This window comes from Paraburkholderia sp. UYCP14C, assembly GCF_004197395.1.
In the GTDB taxonomy this organism is placed as follows: Bacteria; Pseudomonadota; Gammaproteobacteria; order Burkholderiales; family Burkholderiaceae; genus Paraburkholderia.
Map to the genome: position 1 here is coordinate 113807 of NZ_SELS01000022.1, position 23218 is coordinate 137024.

Here is a 23218-nt window from a genome sequence, read left to right on the forward strand (position 1 = left end):
CGCCCAAATGCCCGTTGTGTGTGCAAAAGACGCTAAAATAGCGCTCCCGGCCATGTCCCGCGGCCGCACCTCATAACGCACCTGCTGGAGAACCGTATGTCAATGGCCGACCGCGACGGCAAGATCTGGATGGATGGCAAGCTCATCGACTGGCGCGACGCCAAAATCCACGTGCTCACCCACACGCTGCACTACGGCATGGGCGTGTTCGAGGGCGTGCGCGCTTACAAGACCGCCGACGGTGCCACCGCGATCTTCCGCCTGCAGGAGCACACCAAGCGCCTGCTGAACTCGGCGAAAATTTTCCAGATGGACGTGCCGTTCGACCATGAAACGCTCGCCGCCGCGCAGCGCGAAGTGGTCCGCGAGAACCAGCTCGAGACCTGCTATCTGCGCCCGATCATCTGGGTCGGCTCGGAAAAGCTCGGCGTATCGGCCAAGGGCAACACGATTCACGTCGCGATCGCCGCGTGGCCGTGGGGCGCGTACCTCGGCGAAGACGGCATCACCAAGGGCATTCGCGTGAAGACCTCGTCGTTCACCCGTCATCACGTGAACGTGTCGATGGTGCGCGCGAAGGCGTCGGGCTGGTACGTGAACTCGATTCTCGCGAATCAGGAAGCGATCGCCGACGGCTACGACGAAGCGCTGCTGCTCGACGTCGACGGCTACGTGTCGGAAGGCTCGGGCGAGAACTTCTTCCTCGTCAACAACGGCAAGCTGTACACCCCTGACCTGTCGTCGTGCCTCGACGGCATCACCCGCGACACCGTGATCACGCTCGCGCGCGACATGGGCCTGCAGGTGATCGAAAAGCGCATCACGCGCGACGAAGTCTATACCTGCGACGAAGCGTTCTTCACCGGCACGGCCGCCGAAGTCACGCCGATCCGCGAACTCGACAACCGTACGATCGGCGCCGGCGCGCGCGGCCCGATCACCGAAAAGCTGCAGTCCGCCTTCTTCGACGTCGTCAACGGCAAGAGCGCCAAGTACGCGCACTGGCTCACGAAGATCTGAGCGACGTTTCGAGATGCGCCGTGCCGCCCATCGGCGGCGCACTGCAAGCACCCCGCATACAACGAGAAAGTGTCATGAGCGAAATCAAGGAAATGCCGCTGGTCGAACTGTCGGCAAAAGATCTGCCGGCGTATTGTCCGAACCCGGCCATGCCGCGCTGGAGCGCGCATCCGCGCGTCTTCATCGACGTGTCGCACGGCGAAGCGCGTTGCCCGTATTGCAGCACGCGCTACAAGCTGCGCGACGGCGAAGTGATCAAGGGCCACTGATCCAACGCATCGAGCGGTGCTGAGCCGGCTTCAGCGGCACGAGGCGCGGGTTTCGGATCACGCGCTCGCCGCGCCGCAGGCTCGATCGCACGACCCGCGCAGCCGCGCCGCCACCGAGCCGTTATCGCGGCGCGTGTGGGCAAACGGCATCGCGCCGCGCGGCTTTCCCCATTTACCCATCCGAGTGCCACGCGCATCGCGCGCGGCGCTTGTTATCGACACCGGACACTCACTCTGATGCGTCGCGCGTTGGTTATCGCACCGAACTGGATCGGTGACGCATTGATGGCGCAGCCGCTGTTTGCGCGCCTCGTGAAATTGCATCCGCGCATCGTCATCGACGCGGTCGCGCCCAGCTGGGTCGCCCCCGTGCTCGAACGCATGCCGGAAATCCGCGACGTCTACTCGACCGATCTCGCCCACGGCAAGCTGCAAATGCTGCGCCGCTGGCAGCTGTCGAGCGATCTGCGCGACGTCGGCTACGACGCGGCCTACGTGCTGCCGAACTCGTTCAAGTCGGCGCTGATTCCGTGGCTGGCGGGCATTCCACTACGCATCGGCTACACCGGCGAGAGTCGCTACGGCATGCTGAACGTGCGTCACGCGAATCCGCGCAAGGACGCGCGTCCGCCGATGGTCGGCCACTACGCCGCCCTCGCCTATGCGCCCGGCGCCAAGGTTCCCGAGGATCTGCCGATGCCGCGCCTCGACACGGATCTGAACGAGGCGTCGCGCGTGTCGGCGCGCTTCAATCTCGATACGCGCGTACCGCTGCTGGTGTTCTGCCCCGGCGCCGAGTACGGTCCCGCCAAGCGCTGGCCGCCCGAGCACTTCGCGGCGCTCGCGCAGATGGTCGGCCAGTCGTTCCCGTACACGCAGATCGTCGCGCTCGGCTCGCCGAAAGACGCGCCGCTCGCGCAGGCGATCGCCGAGAAAGCGTCGAACGTGCGCAACCTGTGCGGCCAGACCGCGCTCGGCGAGGCCTGCGCGCTGATCTCGCGGGCCAACGCGGTGGTCACCAACGACTCCGGCCTGATGCACGTCGCCGCCGCACTGCGCCGCCCGCTCGTCGCCGTCTACGGTTCGACCGATCCACGCCACACCCCGCCCTTGTCCGAGCTCGCGAAGGTACAATGGCTTCATCTCGAATGCAGCCCCTGTTTTGAGCGCGAGTGCCCGCTCGGTCATCTGAACTGTCTGAAGCAGTTGAGCGCCGAGCAGGTTTTCGGCGATTTGCGCGGTATGCTGCTCGCGCAGCGCTGAGCCGACTGGTACTTGCACGCAACACCGCACGCCCCCGAGCGCGTCGCGTCATGTTCGCGCCTTGCGGCACGGGCAAGCTGACGCCGGGGGCGATGGTCCGGCGCTCTGGACCGTCCCGCTACCGCTGACCCGCAACCGCGCGCCGCGCACAAGAGACTGACGAGCCATGCCACGTTTTGCCCATATCTTCGAAGCCGCCGCCGATACCCTGAACGCCTACTATCAGGCCGTCGCCGAGGTCAATATCGACAGCTTGATGGGCTTGTGGATCGACGAGGAGTTCGTCAGCTGCATCTGCGCGGACGGCTCGCATCTGCACGGTCTCGACAGCATCCGCAATGGCTTGCAGACTCAGCTCGAAGCGCTGCCGGTGTCGATCGAGCCGCTCGACATCCGCGTCTACGACAGCCTCGGCACCGTCGTCTATGCGATTGCCGAAGCGCATCGTCCGGCCGATCCGACCGCCACGCCCGCGATGGTCTTCACCACCTACGTGATGGTCCATGAACGCGGCGAATGGCGCATCGCGCATATTCACGCGAGCCCGATGCCGAACGAAACCGCCAGCCAGTTCGCGACGAAAATGCGGCATGGCCAGGGCCCGCTGCACTGACGCGCGGCCACCACCACAGATTCAGACTCACGTTTTTTGCTTTTCCGCCGGTATGAGTTCGACGCCCGATAAACCCGCTTCCTCCGGTTCAGCCCCCGCCAGGGTAGCGGCCGCCGTCGAGGCGACCGTCGAACTGCTGTACCGCGCGCCGCTGTGGCTGCCCAACCGGCATGCGCAGACAATCGTCCCGTCGTTGTTCGCGCGCCGCCCCGCGGTGTCGTTTCGCCGCGAACGCTGGGATACGCCAGACGGCGATTTCATCGATCTCGACTGGGTCGCGCACGATACTCCGCCCACCGACACCGCCCCCCTCTTCGTGCTGTTCCACGGCCTCGAAGGCAGTTCGTCGTCGCACTACGCGGTCGCGCTGATGGCCGCCGCGCGCGAGTATGGCTGGCACGGCGTGGTGCCGCACTTTCGCAGCTGCAGCGGCCCGCTGAACCGGCTGCCGCGCTTCTATCATCTCGCTGACAGCAACGAGGTCGACTGGATCCTGCGCCGCCTGCGCGCCGCGCATCGCGGACCGGTGGTCGCCGCGGGCGTGTCGCTCGGCGGCAACGTGCTACTGCGCTGGCTCGGCGAGCGGCAAGACGATGCGGCGCAGGTGGTCGCTGCCGCCGCCGCGATTTCGACACCGATCGACGTCCACGCGGGCGGCCGCGCGCTGTCGCAAGGCTTCGGCCTCGTCTACACGCGCAGCTTTCTGAAGACGCTGAAGCACAAGGCCAACCAGAAACTCGAGCAGTTCCCCGGCCTGTTCGACCGCGACGCGATGCTCGCAAGCCGCACGATGTACGAGTTCGACAATGTCGTGACCGCGCCGCTGCACGGCTTTCGCGATACCGACGACTACTGGAGCACCGCAACCACCCGCCCGCTGCTGCCGCACATTCAGGTGCCCACGCTCGTGCTCAACGCGCGCAACGACCCGTTCCTGCCGGCCGAGGCGCTGCCGTCGCGGCACGAGGTGTCGGCGGCGGTCGAGCTTTATCAGCCCGAGCACGGCGGCCACGCGGGCTTCATGACCGGGCCGTTCCCGGGCCGCATCGACTGGCTGTCGCGGCGCGTGTTCGGCTATCTGGAGCAACACGTCGATCATGGATGACATCGTCAAACAGTCGTTGATCAAATGGCCGAACGTGCCGAGTTGCACCGGCTGGCTGATGCTCGACCGGCGCGGCAACTGGCGCATGCGCGACGAAGCGGCCCAGGCGAGCGGCGCGCCCGGCACGGCGATCCGGCACGAGGCGCTGCTGGGCTTCATCAACCGGAACTACGAGGTCGACGAGCGCGGACAGTGGTTTTTCCAGAACGGGCCGCAGCGCGTGTATGTCGAGCTGGGTTATACGCCGTGGGTAGTCAGGTTGTCCGCAGACGCGGCTGGGTCGCTTGCGTTGCACGACCAGGGTAGCCGCCCGTTCGATCCGGCCGCGGTGTTCGTCGATGAAGACGGCGGCATTCTGTTCGCCGATCGCTCGCAGCCGGCACGCATTGCCGTGCTGCACGATCACGACCTCGAGATCTTCTCCGATCACGCGACGCTCGCCGACGATGGCTCATTGAGCGGCACATTCCACTGGAGCGCTCAGCTCACACTGCCGCTGCAAAGCGTGCGACGCGACCAGGTGGCCGCGCGCTTCGGCTTCGTCGCGAGCCCGGCGGCGCTGGCCTGACGCGCGCAGCGGCGCGCGTTCACCTCTGCTAGCCCTTCTCGTCGAGCCGCTCTTCCTTGTAGCGGCTTTCCATCTCGTGCAGGCGCGCGTCGACGGTCGCGAGGTCGTAATAGCCGATCGTCTTCAGGTCACGCGCGTCCTTCAACTGCCGGATCGCCGATGGCCACGCCCCTTCCAGCGCGAACTTCTCCGCCATCGCGCGATGCTGCGTCAACGCATCGCCACTGCCCGCGCTCGCCTGCGCGAGATACAGCCACCACGCGGGTTGATCGGGATGCGCCTGGGTTTCCTTTTTCGCGAGCGCCTGCGCGTCGGTGAAGCGGTGCAGCGTCAACAGCGTTTGGATATGCATGTCGATCGCGGCGTTCGACTGCGGCCAGCGCTTTTGCGCGAACTCGGCGAGACGCGCGGCTTCGTCGACGTGACCCGCTCGCCGCGCGATGTCGGTCGCGAGCAGGTCGAGGCTCGGCGAATCGCGCTCGGGCTCGCCTTCCGCACGCGCGCCCGAGACGAACGTCGCGCGCGCGTTCGCAAGCGATGCCGCGGCGTCGTCGTAGCGCTCGAGCAGCAGCTGGCCGTACGCGATGCCGTACCAGTTCGCCGCGACGTTCAGCGCGGTGCGGTCGTCGATTTCCGAGCGCAATCGCGAAATCTCGTCCGCGTACTCGTTGCGCGCATGATCCTGCAACAGACGCGCGCGCGCCCGCACGAAGCCGTACTCGGGATCCTGATGCGGCTGACGGTACGGCGCGCGGCGCGCTCGGTCCTCCATGTCGGCGATCCGCTCGCCGGTCAGCGGATGCGTGCGCGCGTAGGCCGGAATGCCGTTTTCATTCATCGCCGCACGATCGAGCCGGTGGAAGAACGCCGGCATCGCGTAGGGATCGTAGCCGGCGCCGGCGAGCAGCAGAAAGCCGACGCGGTCCGCCTCCTGCTCGGCCGATCGCGAGAAGCGCAGCTGGCTGTCGACGGCATACGCCTCGCTGCCGAGCGCGATCGCGCTGCCGAGGTCGCCGCTACGCGCTAGTATGCCGGCCAGCACGCCGAACAGCACACCGACGAGCGCCGCGTAGCCGCTGCGCTCGCCGTTCGAGATCATCCGCGAGATGTGCCGCTGCAGCACGTGCCCCATCTCGTGACCCAGCACGGACGCGAGCTCGGACTCGGTCTGCGTCGCCTCGATCAGTCCCGTGTTCACGCCGATGAAACCACCCGGCAGCGAAAACGCGTTGATCTGCGCGTCGCGCACCGCGAACAGCTCGAAGTCCGGACGATAACCGCCGATGTACAGCGCGCTGGCCGCCGCCGCGAGCTTGGCCGCGACCGAATTCAGGTAGTCGCGCACGAGCCAGTCGTCGAGATAGTCGGGGTCGCGGCGGATCTCGCGCATCACGCGCTCGCCGAGCTTGCGTTCGGCCTGCGGGGTCAGCGAGCCGGCACCACCGCTGCCGAGATCGGGCAATTGCTGCGCGACGATCGGCGCGCGCCAGTCGGTGCTGCCGGTTTTGCCGCCGCCACCGCCACCACCGTTGCCGCCGCCATTGGAAAAGCGGCTCTGCGCACCGCCGTACGTGCCAAACACGCCACGTGCGATGTCGGGCGGCAGGATCGGATCGGCAGATGCGTCGCTCGAGCCGCTGACGAGCGGCGCCTCGGACGATGACGTTCCCGGCGCGACGGCCGCCCCGCCGGTCGATTGCGCGAACGCGCCCGGCGGCATCGCGAGCGCGACGGATAGCAACGCAGCGAGGAATCGTTTCGTATGCATCGCGAAGCCGATCTGACGAAGTCGAAAAACGCCGCCCGTGGCCCGGACTAAGATAGCGGACAGGGGCGTCGCAGGACGCGTACAAGGCAAAACGCAGAGCACGACACAGCGCAACCGTAATCAGTCGCCGCGACGATTCGAGGCCGCGCCGCACTGCTATGATAGGCGCCCTCTGAAGGAGTCAACCATGCCTGAGCTCACTCATTTCGATGCGTCCGGTGACGCGCATATGGTGGACGTCGGCGGCAAGCAGGAGACGAAGCGCATCGCGATCGCGCGTGGCTCGATCCGCATGCTGCCCGATACGTTCGCGCTGATCCGCGACGGCAACGCCAAAAAAGGCGACGTGATCGGCATCGCGCGGATCGCGGCGATCCAGGCCTCGAAGCGCACCGCCGATCTGATTCCGCTGTGCCATCCGCTCGCGCTGACCCGCGTGAAAGCCGATTTCGAACTCGACGAGCAGATGCCGGGCGTGCATTGCACGGTGCAGGTCGAGACCTTCGGGCGCACGGGCGTCGAAATGGAGGCGCTCACCGCCGTTCAGATCGGGCTGTTGACCGTGTACGACATGTGCAAGGCGGTGGATCGCGGCATGACCATCACCGATGTGAAGGTGATGGAGAAGCATGGCGGGAAATCGGGGGATTGGGTCGCGCAAGCCTGAAGCGCGGTTCAACAACTATCCGGATAGCAACATGACCATCGACGAACTGCTCGAGCAGCTACTGGCGTTTCGCGACGCGCGCGACTGGCGGCAGTTTCATACGCTGCGCAATCTGATCGTCTCCACCGGCATCGAAGCCGGCGAGCTTCTGGAGACGATTCAATGGAAGTCCGACGCGCAGATCGACGCGCTGCTCGTCGATCCGGCGCAATCGACGAACCTCAGGCACGAGTGCGCCGACGTCTTCATGTACCTGATGCTGGTCGCTCATACCGCCGGCTTCGATCTCGTCGACGCGGCAGCGGAAAAACTGAAGCTGAACGAAGCGCGCTACCCCGTCGACAAGGCGAAAGGGACCGCCGCGAAGTATTCCGAGCTTTGAACTTGGAGGCGCGCAAGCCTGGCTTGGCGTCAGCGCGCCTAAGCTTGCGCCTCGCGATCAATCTTCGTCGCTGTCGTCGTCCGGCGTCGCATCGGGCGCCGGCGTGCCGTAGCGCTTCACCAACTGCTCCCTGAAGCCCGCGAGCGACTTCTGCTCGTCGACGAGCTGGTACAGATAGCCGAGCTGCGCCGGCCAGTCCTTCAGTTCCTCGGCGAAGATCCGCAGGCGTTCGACCGTGTCGAGCGCGGCCGCGGTATCGCCGGTCAGCGCCTGCAGCACCGCATAGCGACGCAGCACCGTCTCACCCGGCAACAGCGCGATCGCCTGCTTGTGCATTGCGAGCTTGCGCTGCAGGTTCAGCGGATTCATCGGCTGCAGCGTCGCGAGACCGTATTCGCCCCACGCGCCGAACAGGAACGACGGATCGGCGCCGTACTGCTCGGCCGGACGCGCGCCGTAGTACAGCACCTCGGCACGCGCATAGTCGCGATATACCGGATACAGCGCGGCGAGTCCGCCGAACACCACAACCGCGAACGCGCCGAGCGACAGATTCGCCGGCACCGCGCGCAACGGCCGCGTTTCGAGCAGGCCGAACACGAACATCGCGGGCAACAGGAAGAACATGTACTGCTGCGGATACTCGACGAGCGCATGCATCGTCAGCACACCGATCAGCGCGATGCCGAACACGCGCGCGGCGCTTTGCGGCGCACGCACGACACGCACGAGCCACGCGACGAGACCCACGAGCACGATCGCGAGGCCGATCAGACCCGTTTTCGCGAGCAGATCGACGAAGATGTCGTGCGAGTTGTTGGCGATTTCGACGCCGCCCAGCTGCCTGACGAGCTCGAACTGATAGCTCGGGAATCCGCCCCAGCCGACGCCGAGCAGCGGATGCTGCTTGAACATCGTCCAGCCGTATTTCAACAGTGCGATGCGCGGCGCGATCTGGCCGGCGTCCTGGAAGCGCTCGGCCGCCGACTGCCCGAGGTCCAGGTGGTAGCGCACATTGGCCCAGCGGATCAGCGCATTGACCACGAAGAACAACACCCCGAGCGCGATCGGCACCAGCCATTCGCGGTTGCTACGGCGCAGTTGCGGTTCGTTGCGCGTCTGCGCGAAGGCCATCCAGAAGCCGGCCACGACGATCACCCCCATCTGCAGCCACGGACCGCGCGACACGGTCAGCGCGAGGCCGACCGAGAAAATCGTCGACACGAGCAGCCAGATCGGCACTGCGATGCGGCGCGTCTGCACGAGGTACAGCGCACCCGCCATCGCGAACGCGATATACGTCGCCAGGTGGTTCGCCTGCGCCATGTTGCCGAACGGCCGGCGCTCGACGGTAATGTTGTACGCGACGACGAGCGGAGCCACGCGTGTCTCGAGGTGAAACAGCTGGATCACCTGGCTGAACACCGCGAACAGACCGCCGACGATCAGCGCCCCCGCCGCCCAGCGCAGCGCGGTTTCGTCGAGCTTCACGCGCGCGAAGCCATAGCCTGCGTGCACGGCCATCCACGCGGCGAGCAGGAAGCCCGCGCCGAGCCAGTTCATCGACGGCTCCGTGGCCGGCAGCACGAACGTCTGCACGACCAGCACGAGGCCGAACAGCAAGGGCACGAGCGCGACCGTGGGCGACGCGAAGCTCACGCGCGGCCGCGTGGTCGCGACCAGCAGCACGACGGCCGCTCCGGTCAGCAGATACAGCGCGAGCGCGGTGAATTCGGCGTAGAAGGTTGGGATCGGATACGTATGGTTGGCAACCGCGTAGGGCAGGATCAACGCAAGAGCCAGCAGTACGAGAGACAGGTAGCGCGCGAAAGGGGTGGGCATCGAATCAACGGTGGGCATCGGCAACCGGCGCACTATACAAAAAATTCGTTGCACTGTGCGCCGGCCCGGCCGAAATAGGCTGAAAATCAGCCCTTTACGTTGTGGCTTCAACTCATCCGCTCAGCGTTCGGCCGCTGTCTCGTTCGCTGACTCAGCTACCCCCTTACGATCGGCATTCGGGCGGCGCCAGGTTCGCTGCGAGCGTCGGCGCTTCGGTTGGCATCGGCCCCGAACCCGGCGCCGGCAACGACGACGCGCTCTTGCCGCCCGCAAAGCATTCCCACGTCAGCGCGCCGGTCTGCACCGCGTCCTTGCTCAACGCGACGCGTGCGCTCGGCGCGTCCGCATTGTCCGGCACCGAGGGCACCAGCGTCATCGTGTTGGCACCGGACTGCGCGACCCGCGTCGAGTACGTGATCATGATCTGGCCGGTGTCGTCGTCGATCTGGATCGACTCGACGTTGCGGGTGGCGGGCGGCGACGCATAACCGCCGCTGAACGCGTTGCCGCTCGCGGCGTTTTCGGCCACCGCGAGCCGCGCCGACGCCGCGAGCGACAAGCCCTCGCCGACCCGGCTGCGCGCCAGATAGTCCTGATACGCGGGAATTGCATAGGCCGCGATCACGCCGACGATCGCGAGCACGATCATCAATTCGATCAGCGTGAAACCGACGCCGCAGCGGCGGCAGATGCGCGCAAACCAGTTCGCGCGCCAGCGTGCGCGGCGCGACGAACGCATGGATTGCGTCGACTGGGAGTAAGGGGAATACGGCAGGGTAACGATCATCGGCAGACTCCTGATACGAGAAACGCCTGCCCCGTGGATCGGGAACAGACGCTTCAATCGTAGCGAGCGAAGCTCGCGCGTCACAGTCAGCCGGATGGCCAGGCTTGCATTCGGACGGCATCACGGTTTAGGCACTGGCACTGGCACCGTCACCGCCACGCTCACACCGCCGCGCGTTTCGCGTGACGGCGCTTGAGCAGATAACCGACGATCACGACGAACAGCGCCCCCGCGATGCTCATCCCGTATTCGGCGACCGGCGTGTCGAGGATCGGCCAGCGGTCGCCGGCCGGGTCGTTGACCATCAGACCGCCCGCGATCCAGCCGAGCAGCCCCGCGCCGAACAGCACGATGCCCGGAAAGCGATCGAGCAGCTTCAGAATCAGCTGGCTGCCCCACACGATCAGCGGAATGCTCACGACGAGGCCGAAGATCACCAGAGCCAGACGATGCTCGTGCTCCGCGGCTTCGGCCGCGCCCGCGATCGCGATCACGTTGTCGACGCTCATCACCGCATCCGCGACGATGATCGTCTTCACCGCCGAGATCAGCTTGTCGGCCGGCTTCACGTTGCCGTGCCCCTCGTGCGCCGGCGCGAGCAGGCGCACGCCGATCCACAGCAGCAGCAGGCCGCCGGCGAACTTCAGGAACGGCACGTCGAGCAGCACGACCGCGAACGCGATCAGCACGACCCGCAGCACGATCGCGCCGACGGTCCCCCACACGATGCCGCGCATGCGCTGCGACTGCGGCAGGTTGCGGCAGGCGAGCGCAATCACGACCGCGTTATCGCCGCCGAGCAGAATGTCGATAACGATGATCTGAAAGACCGAGCCCCAGTGGAGGGTCGTGAAGAATTCGAGCATGAAAAAAGCATCACAAAGAATCAGCCGGACGGACAGCAACCCGGCGCAGGCGCGGACAAAAAAAAGCGGGGGAGTCTGCACTCCCCCGCTTTTCGGGACCGCTCGCTCACGAAAGGGCTTCGTAAGCGTATCAAAATCGCGCGCCTACGGCACGCGATTTCGATTTACAGCATCGCCTTCAGAAGACGCGCCATTTCCGACGGGTTCTTCGTGACCTTGATACCGCATGCGTCCATGATTTCCAGCTTCGCTTCAGCGGTGTCCGCACCGCCCGAGATCAGCGCGCCGGCGTGGCCCATGCGCTTGCCCGGAGGCGCCGTGACGCCAGCGATGAAGCCAACCACCGGCTTCTTCATGTTGTCCTTGATCCACTCGGCAGCGTTCGCTTCGTCCGGACCGCCGATTTCGCCGATCATGATGACGGCGTCCGTATCCGGATCGTCGTTGAACATCTTCATCACGTCGATGTGCTTCAGACCGTTGATCGGGTCGCCGCCGATACCGACTGCCGACGACTGGCCGAGGCCGATCGCGGTCAGCTGGCCGACTGCTTCATACGTCAGCGTGCCCGAACGCGACACGACGCCGATGCGGCCCTTGCGGTGGATGTGACCCGGCATGATGCCGATCTTCAGCTCGTCCGGCGTGATCGTGCCCGGGCAATTCGGTCCGAGCAGCAGCGTCTTGCGGTTTTCTGCGCGCATGCGAGCCTTGAGCTCGATCATGTCGCGGACGGGAATGCCTTCCGTGATGCAGATTGCGAGATCCAGGTCGGCTTCGACTGCTTCCCAGATTGCCGCGGCAGCGCCTGCCGGCGGAACGTAAATCACCGACACGGTCGCGCCCGTTTCGGCCTTGGCTTCTGCGACGCTAGCGTAGATGGGAATGCCTTCGAAATCTTCGCCGGCGCGCTTCGGGTTCACGCCCGCGACGTACGCTTCGCGGCCGTTTGCGTATTCACGGCAAGCACGCGTGTGGAACTGACCGGTCTTGCCGGTGATGCCCTGCGTGATGACCTTGGTGTCTTTGTTGATCAGAATCGACATGTATTGACCTCTGTTCGTTTGGCGTCGCGCGTGTGCGCCACCCGGCGCGATGTTTCACGCCTGAGTCGCTCGCGCGCCGCCACTCGTCATTTTGGCAAATGAGCTGGTAAATGCGCCGTAGACAGGTGGCTTACGCCTTGCCCGAAGCAGCCGCGACGACCTTCTGAGCCGCTTCTTCCATGCTGTCGGCCGCGATGATCGGCAGACCGGATTCGGCGAGCATCTTCTTGCCCAGGTCTTCGTTCGTGCCCTTCATGCGGACCACGAGCGGCACCTTCAGCGACACGGCCTTCGAAGCCGCGATCACGCCTTCCGCGATCACGTCGCAGCGCATGATGCCACCGAAGATGTTGACCAGAATCGCGGTCAGGTTCGGGTTCTTCAGCATGATCTTGAACGCTTCGGTGACCTTCTCGGTCGTCGCGCCACCGCCGACGTCGAGGAAGTTCGCCGGTTCGCCGCCGAACAGCTTGATGGTGTCCATCGTTGCCATTGCGAGGCCAGCGCCGTTCACGAGGCAGCCGATGTTGCCGTCGAGCGAGATGTACGCGAGGTCGAACTTCGATGCTTCGACTTCAGCCGGATCTTCTTCGTCCAGATCGCGGTAAGCGACGATTTCCGGGTGACGGAACAGCGCGTTCGAGTCGAAGTTGAACTTCGCGTCAAGCGCGATGACCTTGCCGTCGCCGGTCAGGATCAACGGGTTGATTTCGGCGAGCGATGCGTCGGTTTCCCAGAATGCCTTGTACAGGCCTTGCAGGATCGCGCGAGCTTGCGGGATCGAAGCGTCGGGCACGCCGATTTTCTTCGCGAGGTCGTCGGCTTCCGAGTCCTTCAGGCCGGTCGTCGGATCGACGGCAACCTTGTGGATCAGCTCGGGCGTCTTCTCAGCGACTTCTTCGACGTCCATGCCGCCTTCGCTCGACGCCATCACGACGATCTTCTGCGAAACGCGATCGATCACGAGACCGACATACAGTTCCTTCTTGATGTCGGCGCCTTCTTCGATCAGCAGGCGGTTGACCTTCTGGCCTTCCGGACCGGTCTGGTGCGTGACGAGCTGCATGCCGAGGATCTGGTTCGAGTATTCACGAACCTGTTCCAGCGACTTGGCGACCTTGACGCCGCCGCCCTTGCCACGGCCACCTGCGTGGATCTGAGCCTTGACGACCCACACCGGGCCACCGAGCTCTTCCGCGGCCTTGACCGCATCATCCACCGAGAAGACCGGCTTGCCGCGCGGTACCGCGACGCCGAATTTCCGCAGGATTTCCTTACCCTGGTACTCGTGAATCTTCATGCGTGATTCCCTTCAGTCTGAGAGTTGGATTGAACTTCGTTTCCGCCGCCGCCGTTCAGGCCGACGCGTCGCCGCTTCGTTCGCGGGCGGCCGCGTCGTCCGACGAGGCCGCGCGTTCCGCCGGACGCGGCGCATGGCCATACCAGCGCGGATAAAACTGTTTCACCGCCTCGCCGTCGAAACGCAGCGCGTGGCAGCGTCCCAGCTGGAATGGCGGCTTGTCGTTGGAATGTTCGCCTGTGCCGTTAGACCATTCGTCTCCCGAACCCGCGTTCGCGCCCGGCGTGCCGTCATCGGTATTCCACACGTCGCCGGCGAACGCCTGGATCGCGGCGGTCGGCAGGATCGCGCACAGCTCGGTGAGATGCGTGCAACCAGCCGTGCCGGCCAGCAAACGGGCAGCATCGCGACGGAAGTTGTGGAACAGATTGAGCCCGATGAGGGCACGGTAGGCGGGATTGCTGACCTGGCACAACCCTGGATAGGGCACCCAGTCGGACGACGCCTCGGCGTCGACGACATTGAGCTTGCGATCGATGGTGATGCGAAGCCAGAGTTCATGGATCGGCTGACCATTGGGCCGGATTCCCGACGCAAGCGCCACATCGCGTGGCTTTTCGTCGGTCAGGCACGCTTCCACATCCCACAGGCCATCAGCTCGCTCGTAAGCTTCCGCTCTGATTGCGCGACGATGGCGCAACTGACGGGACACTGGCGGGGAGAGCGACATGCGGGAGGAAAGGCCGGATTGGAAAACCTGTGGATTTTAGCATAACGGGTATTTGGGACAGCCCCGATTGCGCACGGCCGTGCGACCGGTTACGGCGCGGCAATTGACCGGCCGCCGAGGCCGGCGAGCTAGTCGCCGTCGCACATGTCGTCGATACCCTTCAGGATCTTGCCGATCGTCGCGCCGGAGAAGCCGCGCGACGCGAGAAAGCGCGCCTGCTTCGCGCGCTCGGCCGGCGTTTGGGGCAGTTGGCCGAACTTCTTGCGCCAGACCGCCTGGGCACGCGCGAGTTCGGTTTCGCGCAACTGCGCACTCGCCTCTTCGACGAGCGCCGGGTTCAGCGCGTGCTGCTTCAGTTCGCCGAGAATGCGGCTCGTACCGAGCCGCGAGGCGCGCCGGTGGACCAGACTTTCCGCGAAGCGCGAGTCGGATAACCAGTTTTCGGCTTCCAGCGAGTCGAGCACCGTGTCGAGCGAATCGGTTTCCTCGACGTAGGGCTTCAGCTTGCGCGCGAGTTCGGCGCGGCTATATTCGCGGCGCGACAGATAGCCGAGCGCGCGCGCTTTGAGCGAACGGGTTGGGCGTTGGGATTTTCCGCTGTCGTCTTCGTCGGACTGGCCCGGTTTCGCTTCGCCGGGTTGGCGGCGCGAGCGGGTGTAGGTGACATCAGAGGGGGTTTGGGAATCGTGCCCCGGGGAATCCGGGCTGGATGCAGAGCGCGTACGCAGCGAGCCGCGGCCGGCAGCTCGGTCATGTGCCTCGAACGATTCGAACGGGTCGAATGGATCGCCGGAGTCAGGCGATCCATCCGTCGTGTCGCGCAAGCCGTCCGGATAGCGGCCGGAGTCGGAACCGGACAGCGGCCGGCCTTTGCGTATCACGTGATGCTTACTCTTCTTCGTCCGCGACTTCAGCGGCCGCGCCGCCGGTCACGGCGTCCGCCATCGCGGTGACGCCCAGCGATTCGCGGATGCGGTTTTCGATTTCGCGAGCGATGTCCGGATTTTCGCGCAGGAATTCACGCGCGTTGTCCTTGCCCTGACCGATCCGCTCGCCGTTGTAGCTGTACCATGCGCCGGCTTTGTCGACGATCTTCGCCTGCACGCCGAGGTCGATGACTTCGCCCTGACGCGAGATGCCCTCGCCGTACAGGATGTCGAAAATCGCTTCGCGGAACGGCGGCGACACCTTGTTCTTGACGACCTTCACGCGCGTTTCGTTGCCGATCACTTCGTCGTTCTTCTTGATCGAACCGATGCGGCGAATGTCCAGACGCACCGACGCGTAGAACTTCAGCGCGTTACCGCCCGTGGTGGTTTCCGGGTTGCCGAACATCACGCCGATCTTCATACGGATCTGGTTGATGAAGATCACGAGGCAGTTCGTGCGCTTGATCGTGCCGGTCAGCTTGCGCAGCGCCTGCGACATCAGACGCGCCTGCAGACCCGGCAGCGAGTCGCCCATTTCGCCTTCGATTTCCGCCTTCGGCACCAGCGCCGCAACCGAGTCGATCACGATCATGTCGATCGAGCCCGAGCGCACCAGCGCGTCGGCGATTTCGAGCGCCTGTTCACCGGTGTCCGGCTGCGAGACCAGCAGGTCGGCGACGTTCACGCCGAGCTTGCCCGCGTATTGAATGTCCAGCGCGTGTTCCGCGTCGATGAACGCCGCGGTGCCGCCGAGCTTCTGCATTTCGGCGATGACCTGCAGCGTCAGCGTGGTTTTACCGGACGATTCCGGACCGTAGATTTCGACCACGCGGCCGCGCGGCAAACCGCCGACGCCCAGTGCGATGTCGAGGCCGAGCGATCCGGTGGAGACCACCTGAATGTCTTCGACTGCCTCACCTGCGCCGAGCCGCATGACCGACCCTTTGCCGAACTGCTTTTCGATCTGCGCGAGCGCGGCAGCGAGAGCCTTGCTCTTTTCAGCCGTCAGTCCAGCCGAGCCTTTCTTGCTTTCTTCCATGAATCGTCCTTTGCTATGATGAACGGCGTCTGAGGCAGGTGTGCACCGGTGGTTCAGCTCAAATCGAGCCGAGTCTCCAGGACATCACACGAAACGCAGACACTGTATAAAAAAACAGTAGTTTTGGCAAGCGCGATTATGATGCGAACGCGCATTTTTTACTGTCGCGCCGCCCCAACTACCCACAATAATGTTCGGAGACCGCTGCGCGCCGAGGTAACCCCTACGGTGCCGGCAAAGCCAGGCTGGCGCATCATGCGAATTCTGATAGCCGAAGACGACAGCATACTCGCGGACGGTCTGGTTCGATCACTCCGCCAATCGGCCTATGCGGTCGATCACGTCAAAAGCGGCGTAGAAGCCGATACCGCGTTGTCAATGCAGACGTTCGACCTATTGATCCTCGATCTGGGCCTGCCGCGCATGTCCGGACTCGAGGTGCTGCGCCGCCTGCGCGCGCGCAATTCGAACCTGCCCGTGCTGATCCTGACCGCGGCCGATAGCGTCGACGAACGCGTCAAGGGCCTCGACCTGGGCGCCGACGATTACATGGCCAAGCCCTTCGCGCTGAACGAACTCGAAGCGCGCGTGCGCGCGCTGACGCGGCGCGGCGCCGGCGGCGGCCCGACGGTCGTGCGGCATGGCTCGCTGTCGTTCGATCAGGTGGGCCGCATCGCCTATGTCAACGATCAGGTGATCGATCTGTCCGCGCGCGAGCTCGGCCTGCTCGAAGTGCTGCTGCAACGGATCGGCCGGCTGGTCTCCAAAGAGCAGCTCGTCGACCATCTGTGCGAATGGGGCGAGGAAGTCAGCAACAACGCGATCGAAGTCTACGTGCACCGGCTGCGCAAGAAGATCGAGCCGAGCGGCGTGCGCATCATCACCGTGCGCGGGCTTGGCTACTGCCTCGAAAAAGCGGCGCCGCCGGCAAATGCGAGCGCGCCCGCCGCCTCCGCCGGCTCCGAGCCGCAAACGGCACCAGCGGCACCCGCGGCACAAGCTGCACAGCCGTCCGCCGCGATGCCGGCGAGCCACCACTACAAATAGAGGCCAGCGATGTCCGCACGCGCTGATCGCGCCACGGCGCACGCGGCGGACCTCGACGAGGCGCGCGACGCGCGCTACGCCAATCCGTTCGCGCCGCCCGACGAAACCGAAGCCGCCGCCGAAGCGCGTCCGCGCTCGCTGTTCGGCGAGATTCTCGACTGGATGCTCGCGCCGCTGCTGCTGCTCTGGCCGATGAGCCTCGCGGTCACGTATCTGGTCGCGAAGTCGATCGCCAACGGGCCGTTCGACCGCGCGCTCGAAACCGACGCCTACGTGCTTGCGCGCCAGATCCATCCGGTCAACGGGGTCGCGGAGCTGTCGCTGCCCGAATCGACGCGCGATTTCCTGCGCACCGACAACGTCGACAGTGTGTTCTTTCAGGTGCTCGGCACGCGCGGCGAGCTGGTGGCCGGCGAGCGCGACATGCCGCTGCCGCACGAGGAGGACCGGCCGCCACCGGGCCTCGTCGAATTCCGCGACGACGTGCTGCGCGGCAACGACATCCGCGTCGCGTATACCACCGTCGAGTTTCCGCAGACGCCGGGCGCGCAGCCGGTGCTCGTGCAGGTCGCCGAAACGCTCGACAAGCGCAGCCAGCTCGCCAACGACATCATCAAGGGCGTGATCCTGCCGCAGTTCGTGATCCTGCCGCTCGCGATCCTGCTCGTGTGGTTCGGGCTGTCGCGCGGGCTGGAGCCGCTGCATGCGCTGCAGGCGCATATCCGCGCACGCCGGCCGGACGATCTGTCGCCGCTCGAGGCGCGCCGCGCGCCGCCGGAAATCGAGCCGCTCGTCACGTCGTTCAACGATCTGCTCACGCGCCTCGAACAGAACATGGAGCTGCAGAAGCGCTTCATCGCGGACGCCGCGCATCAGATGAAAACGCCGCTCGCCGGCCTGCGCACGCAAGCTGAGCTCGCGCTGCGCCAGAACGCGTCGGCCGAGGTGCATCGCTCGCTCGAACAGATCGCGACCAGCTCCGAGCACGCCGCGCGGCTCGTCACGCAGTTGCTCGCGCTCGCGCGCGCGGAGAACCGTCGGTCGGGACAGATCTTCACGCCGGTCGAACTCGGCGAACTCGCGCGCAACGCGGTGCGCGAATGGGTGCAGGCCGCGCTCGCGAAGCAGATGGACATCGGCTACGAGGCGCCCGACGAACCGGTCGAAGTCGCCGGCAATCCGGTGATGCTGCGCGAAATGCTGTCGAACCTGATCGACAACGCGATCCGCTATACGCCGGCGGGCGGCCGCATCACCGTGCGCGTGCGGCACGACGTCCCCGCACGGCTCGTGCATCTCGAAGTGGAGGACACCGGGCTCGGCATTCCGGCCAGCGAGCGCTCGCGCGTGGTCGAACGCTTCTACCGGATTCTCGGCCGCGAGGGCGACGGCAGCGGCCTCGGTCTTGCGATCGTGCGCGAGATCACGGCGATGCACGGCGGCGAGCTCGTCATCGACGACAACGTGTACCAGGAGTCGCCGCGACTCGCCGGCACCCTGGTGCGCGTCAAGTTGCACGTGCTCGAACGGGGGCGGGACTTACCCTAACGCGACCGGATCGTCAGCAATCCCGCGACGCATTTTCGAGATATTTCCGCGCGTTTTAGAAGAACATAGCCATTCGTTGATGAAACTTAGCCACAGATTCGTCGATTTAGCGGACCGCCCCATGTTCTGCTCCTGAGTCAGAACGCCGTAAGTTTCCACTCCAATAATCGGTTGCACGGGAACGCCTGTGCTGGCGATCCGTGCGTATATCAATATTGGAGACGACATATGGCTACCGTTGGCGGGCAAATCTCGCACGTGCCGATGACGCGCGATGAGAAGCGGGTAATCTTCGCATCGTCGCTAGGCGCGATTTTCGAGTGGTACGACTTTTATCTGGCCGGGTCGCTCGCGGCCTTCATCAGCAAGAGCTTCTTCTCCGGCGTCAATCCGACCGCAGCGTTCATCTTCACGCTGCTCAGCTTCGCGGCGGGCTTCGCGGTGCGCCCGTTCGGCGCGATCGTGTTCGGCCGGCTCGGCGACATGGTCGGGCGCAAGTACACGTTCCTGATCACCATCGTCATCATGGGTCTGTCGACGTGCCTCGTCGGCTTCCTGCCGGGCTACGCGGCGATCGGTATCGCTTCGCCGGTGATCTTCATTGGCATGCGCCTGCTGCAGGGTCTCGCGCTCGGCGGCGAGTACGGCGGCGCCGCGACCTACGTGGCCGAACACTCGCCGCCGGGACGCCGCGGCTTCTACACCGCGTGGATCCAGACCACCGCGACGCTCGGGCTGTTTCTGTCGTTGCTCGTCATTGTCGGCGTGCGCACGACGATGGGCGAAGACGCGTTCGGCGTCTGGGGCTGGCGCATTCCATTCGTCGCGTCGATCCTGCTGCTCGGTGTGTCGGTGTGGATTCGTCTGCAACTGCACGAGTCGCCGGTGTTCGAGCGCATCAAGGCCGAGGGCAAGACCTCGAAGGCACCACTCTCCGAAGCGTTCGGCCAATGGAAGAACCTGAAGGTCGTGATTCTCGCGCTGGTCGGCTTGACGGCCGGCCAGGCGGTCGTATGGTACACGGGCCAGTTCTATACGCTGTTCTTCCTCACGCAGACGCTGAAGGTAGACGGCACCAGCGCCAACATCATGATCGCGATCGCGCTGCTGATCGGCACCCCGTTCTTTCTGTTCTTCGGCTCGCTGTCGGATCGCATCGGCCGCAAGCCGATCATCATGGCCGGCCTGCTGATCGCCGCGCTGACCTACTTCCCGCTGTTCAAGGCGCTCACGCACTACACGAACCCGGCGCTCGAAGCGGCAACCGCAAAGTCGCCGATCGTCGTGATCGCCGATCCGGGCGAGTGTTCGTTCCAGTTCAACCCGGTGGGCACGGCGAAGTTCACGACCTCGTGCGATATCGCCAAGAGCGCGCTGTCGCGAGCCGGCCTGAACTATGACAACGTCGCGGCGCCGGCCGGCACGATAGCGCAGATCCGTGTGGGCGATACGGTCGTCAACACGTTCGACGGCCGCGCCGCCGACGCGAAGGATCAGGCCAAGACGTTCGAGAAGACGCTCGCCGTGACGCTGAAGGCCGCCGGCTACCCGCCGAAGGCCGATCCGGCGCAGATCAACTGGCCGATGAGCATCGTGGTCCTGACGATCCTCGTGATCTATGTGACGATCGTGTACGGGCCGATCGCGGCGATGCTGGTCGAGATGTTCCCGACGCGCATCCGCTATACGTCGATGTCGCTGCCCTATCACATCGGCAATGGCTGGTTCGGCGGCTTCCTGCCGGCGACCGCGTTCGCGATCGTCGCGGCGAAGGGCAACATCTACTCGGGGCTCTGGTATCCGATCGTGATCGCGTTGGTCACCTTCGTGATCGGCATGCTGTTCGTGCGCGAGACCAAGGACTCGGATATCTACGCGAAGGATTGATTGAGCGGTCAGCCAGAGCTATCTGAAAAAATTGTGCGCCGGGGGTTGACAGCCCCCAGTCGCGCCAGCATAATCTCGCTTCTTTAGGCGAATTAGCTCAGCCGGTTAGAGCGACGGAATCATAATCCGCAGGTCCGGGGTTCGAATCCCTGATTCGCCACCAGTTGTTAAAAGGCTTTGCGGGCAGTCCCGCAAAGCCTTTTTGTTTTACCGGCGGTCTGCGGTGCAGTTTCGGTACAGTCGCGGTGCAAATCTGGAGAACAGAGCACCATGGCAACCATCACAAAAACGCCCTCCGGCACCTGGAAAGCCCTCGTTCGCCGCGTCGGCTGGCCAAGCACAGCAAAAACCTTCCGAACCAAGAGAGATGCCGAGGACTGGGCACGTCGCACCGAAGACGAAATGGTGCGCGGAGCATTTATCCAGCGGGCGCCTTCTGAAAAGACCACAGTCGCCGTAGCACTCGAGCGCTACCGCAGGGAAATCGTGCCGACGAAGAAGGCCACCACCCAGCGACGCGAGGCCGCTCGCATCCGCGAACTGACAATTCACTTCGGCAAATATTCCCTCGCCGCAGTCACCCCCGACCTCGTCGCAGCATTTCGCGACGCGCGGCTCGCCCAAGGTAAGGCGAACAACACTGTGCGCCTCGAACTCGCCTTGCTGGGTCACCTGTTCAATGTCGCGATCAAGGAATGGCACATCGGCTTGATCTACAACCCAGTCGCAAACATTCGCAAACCGAGTCCGGGCGAAGGACGCGATCGCCGGCTCGCCCCCGGAGAGCAAACGAAGTTGCTCACCGCTGTCGCGCAGCACAACAACCCCATGCTCACGTGGATCGTTCAGCTAGCAATTGAAACTGGTATGCGCCAATCGGAAATCCTTGGCTTGCGGCGTTTCCAGGTGGATGTCGATCGCCGAATCATCCGGCTGACCGACACCAAAAACGACAGCGCGCGAACCGTTCCACTGACCAAAGTTGCGGCCACCCTGCTCTCCGATGCCATGCGCCACCCAGTCCGCCCGATCTACACCGACCTCATCTTTTTTGGTGAACCTGGCCGCGATGGGAAGCGCCGACCGTACCAGTTCACCAAGGTTTGGACACGGATCAAACGGGAAGCAGGCATGCACGACCTGCGTTTTCACGACTTACGACACGAGAGTGTTAGCCGCCTCGTTGAAGCAGGACTGAGCGATCAGGAGGTTGCGTCCATCAGCGGACACAAGTCAATGCAGATGCTCAGACGCTATACCCACTTGCGTGCTGAGGATTTGGTCAAGAAGCTAGACCAAATTCAAAAGGCCCTGTAAGCAAAGCGGCTGCGGATCGGAATCGGTCTCCAGCCGGCATTTGCAATTGCGAGTATGGGTCTGTCACGTAAGACTCCACAGCCAGTGGAATCGACTCGTCACCAAAGCACAGTGTTTCGGCGGCGTCACGATACCCGGGCTCATAGTTCAGTCGTACGTGCTCCCACGCGCTTACCAGGCTGGTGAGGAGCTCCCAGATTCCCAGACGCCTCAGCGTTCCCCACGCGCGGTGCAGCGCGAGATGCAGGCATAGGTACGCGTCAGGCGCAGCTACGTAAACATAGCGACTTACAAAGCGATGCGTCCGATAAAGTGCAATCGCGCGGCGAAGCAACTGAAGGTCAATGTCACCAACCACGTTGTCCTCGAGCAAAAAGCCCTGCAGATCAAAATACAGATCATCCAGTGCCGCGCGAAGGTCGTGGCTCTCCAGATAGCGTGCGTGATAATTGACTTGCCGATCGGAGAGGCGCCAGAGCTGGTGCTCCTCCCCCCAAAGTGCGGCCCACAGTTCCGCCGGACCGTTATTGAATAGCGTACGCGCGCCCGGTCCTTCGCGGAGTTCCGCGCCCTCATTGTCGAAGTACACACGACCATCCGGGAAGACCTCATTCAAGAGGTCGACTTGTTCGCTCGTCAAAGCCGTCTTACCGGCAAAGTTCTTCCTCCATTTACCAGAGGACTCCGTATCCCACGTCCGGCCGGGATGCAGCGACGACATCCTAACGTCAAACCACCGCGCGAACTGGCCGGGGTTCTCGGCGTAGGGCGTTCGAAAAAGCAATTCGCATAACGTGGCAATCGTCCGAATTTGCCCGCTCTGTCGCTCCTCTTCGCTTTGTGGTCGTCGACCTCGACCACGAGCGTCGCCTGCCCCCCGACTGTTCACCACTTTGATCCGTCCGGTAAGAGAATTCGTATTTCTTTGACCGGGTAAATATAGCGCATGCCGACGAAGATGACGTATCGAAACGTAATCTATCAAATGGATCAGTCCTTATGCCGACCACCGCAGAAGCACTGCATGATCAACATTCGGTCCTGCTGACGCTGGAACAACTCGCTCGGATACTTGACCGGAGCCCCGAGGGACTCCGAATCAGCCTCGCAACGTCACATGCCGAATGGGCATCGCAGATAAACGCAGCTGCGGCGGCTCCGGTTTTTCTGGACACAGAGTTGGGGTAAAACGTGTGATCCAAACTGGAGTAGTTGATGTTGAAGA

At 64.3% G+C, this 23218-nt stretch carries 22 protein-coding genes and 1 tRNA gene; 13 read left to right on the forward strand and 10 right to left on the reverse strand.

All coding sequences use genetic code 11. From position 1 onward, the window contains the following. Nucleotides 1–96: 96 nt before the first annotated feature. The 6 genes from EVC45_RS21365 to EVC45_RS21390 all read left to right on the forward strand — a co-directional run bounded on the left by EVC45_RS21365 (nucleotide 97) and on the right by EVC45_RS21390 (nucleotide 4838). Entirely contained in the window at nucleotides 97–1020 is a 924-nt protein-coding gene (locus tag EVC45_RS21365; RefSeq protein ID WP_129960229.1) for a branched-chain amino acid transaminase, read from the forward strand. A gap of 74 nt (nucleotides 1021–1094) precedes the next feature. After that, nucleotides 1095–1289: a zinc-finger domain-containing protein gene (locus EVC45_RS21370; RefSeq protein WP_008920434.1), complete on the forward strand. Its 195-nt coding sequence runs from the start codon at nucleotides 1095–1097 to the stop codon at nucleotides 1287–1289. 237 nt (nucleotides 1290–1526) lie between these two features. Continuing rightward, on the forward strand, nucleotides 1527–2552 hold the full coding sequence (gene waaF / locus EVC45_RS21375; RefSeq protein ID WP_129960230.1) for a lipopolysaccharide heptosyltransferase II: 1026 nt from the start codon (nucleotides 1527–1529) through the stop codon (nucleotides 2550–2552). A gap of 166 nt (nucleotides 2553–2718) precedes the next feature. Beyond that, nucleotides 2719–3165, forward strand: coding sequence for a nuclear transport factor 2 family protein (locus tag EVC45_RS21380; protein WP_129960231.1), 447 nt, complete (start codon nucleotides 2719–2721; stop codon nucleotides 3163–3165). A 52-nt stretch (nucleotides 3166–3217) separates the two neighbouring features. After that, the gene (locus EVC45_RS21385) at nucleotides 3218–4270 is read left to right on the forward strand and encodes a hydrolase (RefSeq protein WP_129960232.1); all 1053 of its coding nucleotides are present in this window, start codon (nucleotides 3218–3220) and stop codon (nucleotides 4268–4270) included. Further along, nucleotides 4263–4838 carry a DUF2946 family protein gene (locus EVC45_RS21390; RefSeq protein WP_129960233.1) on the forward strand — a complete coding sequence of 192 codons (576 nt, stop codon included), beginning with the start codon at nucleotides 4263–4265 and terminating at the stop codon, nucleotides 4836–4838. Before EVC45_RS21385 ends, EVC45_RS21390 begins: the two co-directional genes overlap by 8 nt. Nucleotides 4839–4866: 28 nt before the next feature. Here EVC45_RS21390 and EVC45_RS21395 read toward each other — a convergent pair whose 3' ends face one another. Beyond that, nucleotides 4867–6606: a M48 family metalloprotease gene (locus tag EVC45_RS21395; protein ID WP_129960234.1), complete on the reverse strand. Its 1740-nt coding sequence runs from the start codon at nucleotides 6604–6606 to the stop codon at nucleotides 4867–4869. Nucleotides 6607–6793: 187 nt separating this feature from the next. On the opposite strand from EVC45_RS21395, the gene moaC reads away from it, so the two are divergent. Together moaC and EVC45_RS21405 are read left to right on the forward strand one after the other, a co-directional pair. After that, a complete protein-coding gene (gene moaC, locus EVC45_RS21400; protein ID WP_129960235.1) occupies nucleotides 6794–7273 on the forward strand; it encodes a cyclic pyranopterin monophosphate synthase MoaC in 480 nt (159 codons plus the stop codon). A 31-nt stretch (nucleotides 7274–7304) separates the two neighbouring features. Then, nucleotides 7305–7655, forward strand: coding sequence for a nucleotide pyrophosphohydrolase (locus EVC45_RS21405; RefSeq protein ID WP_129960236.1), 351 nt, complete (start codon nucleotides 7305–7307; stop codon nucleotides 7653–7655). 57 nt (nucleotides 7656–7712) lie between these two features. Here EVC45_RS21405 and EVC45_RS21410 read toward each other — a convergent pair whose 3' ends face one another. The 8 genes from EVC45_RS21410 to recA form a co-directional block, all read right to left on the reverse strand. Next, nucleotides 7713–9497: a Wzy polymerase domain-containing protein gene (locus EVC45_RS21410; protein WP_211193455.1), complete on the reverse strand. Its 1785-nt coding sequence runs from the start codon at nucleotides 9495–9497 to the stop codon at nucleotides 7713–7715. Nucleotides 9498–9660: 163 nt separating this feature from the next. After that, nucleotides 9661–10284 carry a pilin gene (locus EVC45_RS21415; RefSeq protein WP_129960238.1) on the reverse strand — a complete coding sequence of 208 codons (624 nt, stop codon included), beginning with the start codon at nucleotides 10282–10284 and terminating at the stop codon, nucleotides 9661–9663. A 161-nt stretch (nucleotides 10285–10445) separates the two neighbouring features. Continuing rightward, the gene (locus EVC45_RS21420; protein ID WP_129960239.1) at nucleotides 10446–11150 is read right to left on the reverse strand and encodes a TerC family protein; all 705 of its coding nucleotides are present in this window, start codon (nucleotides 11148–11150) and stop codon (nucleotides 10446–10448) included. Nucleotides 11151–11314: 164 nt separating this feature from the next. Then, nucleotides 11315–12196: a succinate--CoA ligase subunit alpha gene (sucD, locus tag EVC45_RS21425; protein WP_062124510.1), complete on the reverse strand. Its 882-nt coding sequence runs from the start codon at nucleotides 12194–12196 to the stop codon at nucleotides 11315–11317. A gap of 130 nt (nucleotides 12197–12326) precedes the next feature. Next, on the reverse strand, nucleotides 12327–13496 hold the full coding sequence (gene sucC / locus EVC45_RS21430; RefSeq protein ID WP_129960240.1) for an ADP-forming succinate--CoA ligase subunit beta: 1170 nt from the start codon (nucleotides 13494–13496) through the stop codon (nucleotides 12327–12329). A 55-nt stretch (nucleotides 13497–13551) separates the two neighbouring features. Next, nucleotides 13552–14226, reverse strand: coding sequence for a DUF2889 domain-containing protein (locus EVC45_RS21435; protein WP_211193456.1), 675 nt, complete (start codon nucleotides 14224–14226; stop codon nucleotides 13552–13554). 128 nt (nucleotides 14227–14354) lie between these two features. Continuing rightward, nucleotides 14355–15107, reverse strand: coding sequence for a recombination regulator RecX (gene recX, locus EVC45_RS21440; RefSeq protein ID WP_129960241.1), 753 nt, complete (start codon nucleotides 15105–15107; stop codon nucleotides 14355–14357). Between the two features lie 7 nt (nucleotides 15108–15114). After that, nucleotides 15115–16194, reverse strand: a complete 1080-nt coding sequence (recA, locus tag EVC45_RS21445) for a recombinase RecA (protein WP_129960242.1) — start codon at nucleotides 16192–16194, stop codon at nucleotides 15115–15117. Between the two features lie 255 nt (nucleotides 16195–16449). Between recA and EVC45_RS21450 the strand changes: the two genes are divergently transcribed. The 5 genes from EVC45_RS21450 to EVC45_RS21470 all read left to right on the forward strand — a co-directional run bounded on the left by EVC45_RS21450 (nucleotide 16450) and on the right by EVC45_RS21470 (nucleotide 21993). Continuing rightward, nucleotides 16450–17241, forward strand: a complete 792-nt coding sequence (locus EVC45_RS21450; protein ID WP_129960243.1) for a response regulator transcription factor — start codon at nucleotides 16450–16452, stop codon at nucleotides 17239–17241. 9 nt (nucleotides 17242–17250) lie between these two features. Then, a complete protein-coding gene (locus tag EVC45_RS21455; RefSeq protein WP_129960244.1) occupies nucleotides 17251–18789 on the forward strand; it encodes a sensor histidine kinase in 1539 nt (512 codons plus the stop codon). Between the two features lie 228 nt (nucleotides 18790–19017). Beyond that, nucleotides 19018–20676 carry an MFS transporter gene (locus tag EVC45_RS21460; RefSeq protein WP_129960245.1) on the forward strand — a complete coding sequence of 553 codons (1659 nt, stop codon included), beginning with the start codon at nucleotides 19018–19020 and terminating at the stop codon, nucleotides 20674–20676. 86 nt (nucleotides 20677–20762) lie between these two features. Beyond that, nucleotides 20763–20839: transfer RNA gene (locus EVC45_RS21465), tRNA-Met, on the forward strand. Between the two features lie 107 nt (nucleotides 20840–20946). After that, nucleotides 20947–21993, forward strand: a complete 1047-nt coding sequence (locus EVC45_RS21470) for a site-specific integrase (RefSeq protein ID WP_129960246.1) — start codon at nucleotides 20947–20949, stop codon at nucleotides 21991–21993. Here the strand turns inward: EVC45_RS21470 and EVC45_RS21475 are convergent. Further along, entirely contained in the window at nucleotides 21959–22714 is a 756-nt protein-coding gene (locus tag EVC45_RS21475; protein WP_129960247.1) for a hypothetical protein, read from the reverse strand. The genes EVC45_RS21470 and EVC45_RS21475 overlap by 35 nt on opposite strands. Between the last annotated feature and the right edge of the window lie 504 nt (nucleotides 22715–23218).

Bases quoted from the DNA above. Each gene is read 5' to 3' on its own strand.
- EVC45_RS21365 (WP_129960229.1), top strand. From the start codon at position 97: ATGTCAATGGCCGACCGCGACGGCAAGATCTGGATGGATGGCAAGCTC.
- EVC45_RS21370 (WP_008920434.1), top strand. From the start codon at position 1,095: ATGAGCGAAATCAAGGAAATGCCGCTGGTCGAACTGTCGGCAAAAGAT.
- waaF (WP_129960230.1), top strand. From the start codon at position 1,527: ATGCGTCGCGCGTTGGTTATCGCACCGAACTGGATCGGTGACGCATTG.
- EVC45_RS21380 (WP_129960231.1), top strand. From the start codon at position 2,719: ATGCCACGTTTTGCCCATATCTTCGAAGCCGCCGCCGATACCCTGAAC.
- EVC45_RS21385 (WP_129960232.1), top strand. From the start codon at position 3,218: ATGAGTTCGACGCCCGATAAACCCGCTTCCTCCGGTTCAGCCCCCGCC.
- EVC45_RS21390 (WP_129960233.1), top strand. From the start codon at position 4,263: ATGGATGACATCGTCAAACAGTCGTTGATCAAATGGCCGAACGTGCCG.
- EVC45_RS21395 (WP_129960234.1), bottom strand. From the start codon at position 6,606: ATGCATACGAAACGATTCCTCGCTGCGTTGCTATCCGTCGCGCTCGCG.
- moaC (WP_129960235.1), top strand. From the start codon at position 6,794: ATGCCTGAGCTCACTCATTTCGATGCGTCCGGTGACGCGCATATGGTG.
- EVC45_RS21405 (WP_129960236.1), top strand. From the start codon at position 7,305: ATGACCATCGACGAACTGCTCGAGCAGCTACTGGCGTTTCGCGACGCG.
- EVC45_RS21410 (WP_211193455.1), bottom strand. From the start codon at position 9,497: ATGCCCACCCCTTTCGCGCGCTACCTGTCTCTCGTACTGCTGGCTCTT.
- EVC45_RS21415 (WP_129960238.1), bottom strand. From the start codon at position 10,284: ATGATCGTTACCCTGCCGTATTCCCCTTACTCCCAGTCGACGCAATCC.
- EVC45_RS21420 (WP_129960239.1), bottom strand. From the start codon at position 11,150: ATGCTCGAATTCTTCACGACCCTCCACTGGGGCTCGGTCTTTCAGATC.
- sucD (WP_062124510.1), bottom strand. From the start codon at position 12,196: ATGTCGATTCTGATCAACAAAGACACCAAGGTCATCACGCAGGGCATC.
- sucC (WP_129960240.1), bottom strand. From the start codon at position 13,496: ATGAAGATTCACGAGTACCAGGGTAAGGAAATCCTGCGGAAATTCGGC.
- EVC45_RS21435 (WP_211193456.1), bottom strand. From the start codon at position 14,226: ATGTCGCTCTCCCCGCCAGTGTCCCGTCAGTTGCGCCATCGTCGCGCA.
- recA (WP_129960242.1), bottom strand. From the start codon at position 16,194: ATGGAAGAAAGCAAGAAAGGCTCGGCTGGACTGACGGCTGAAAAGAGC.
- EVC45_RS21450 (WP_129960243.1), top strand. From the start codon at position 16,450: ATGCGAATTCTGATAGCCGAAGACGACAGCATACTCGCGGACGGTCTG.
- EVC45_RS21455 (WP_129960244.1), top strand. From the start codon at position 17,251: ATGTCCGCACGCGCTGATCGCGCCACGGCGCACGCGGCGGACCTCGAC.
- EVC45_RS21460 (WP_129960245.1), top strand. From the start codon at position 19,018: ATGGCTACCGTTGGCGGGCAAATCTCGCACGTGCCGATGACGCGCGAT.
- EVC45_RS21470 (WP_129960246.1), top strand. From the start codon at position 20,947: ATGGCAACCATCACAAAAACGCCCTCCGGCACCTGGAAAGCCCTCGTT.
- EVC45_RS21475 (WP_129960247.1), bottom strand. From the start codon at position 22,714: ATGTCGTCGCTGCATCCCGGCCGGACGTGGGATACGGAGTCCTCTGGT.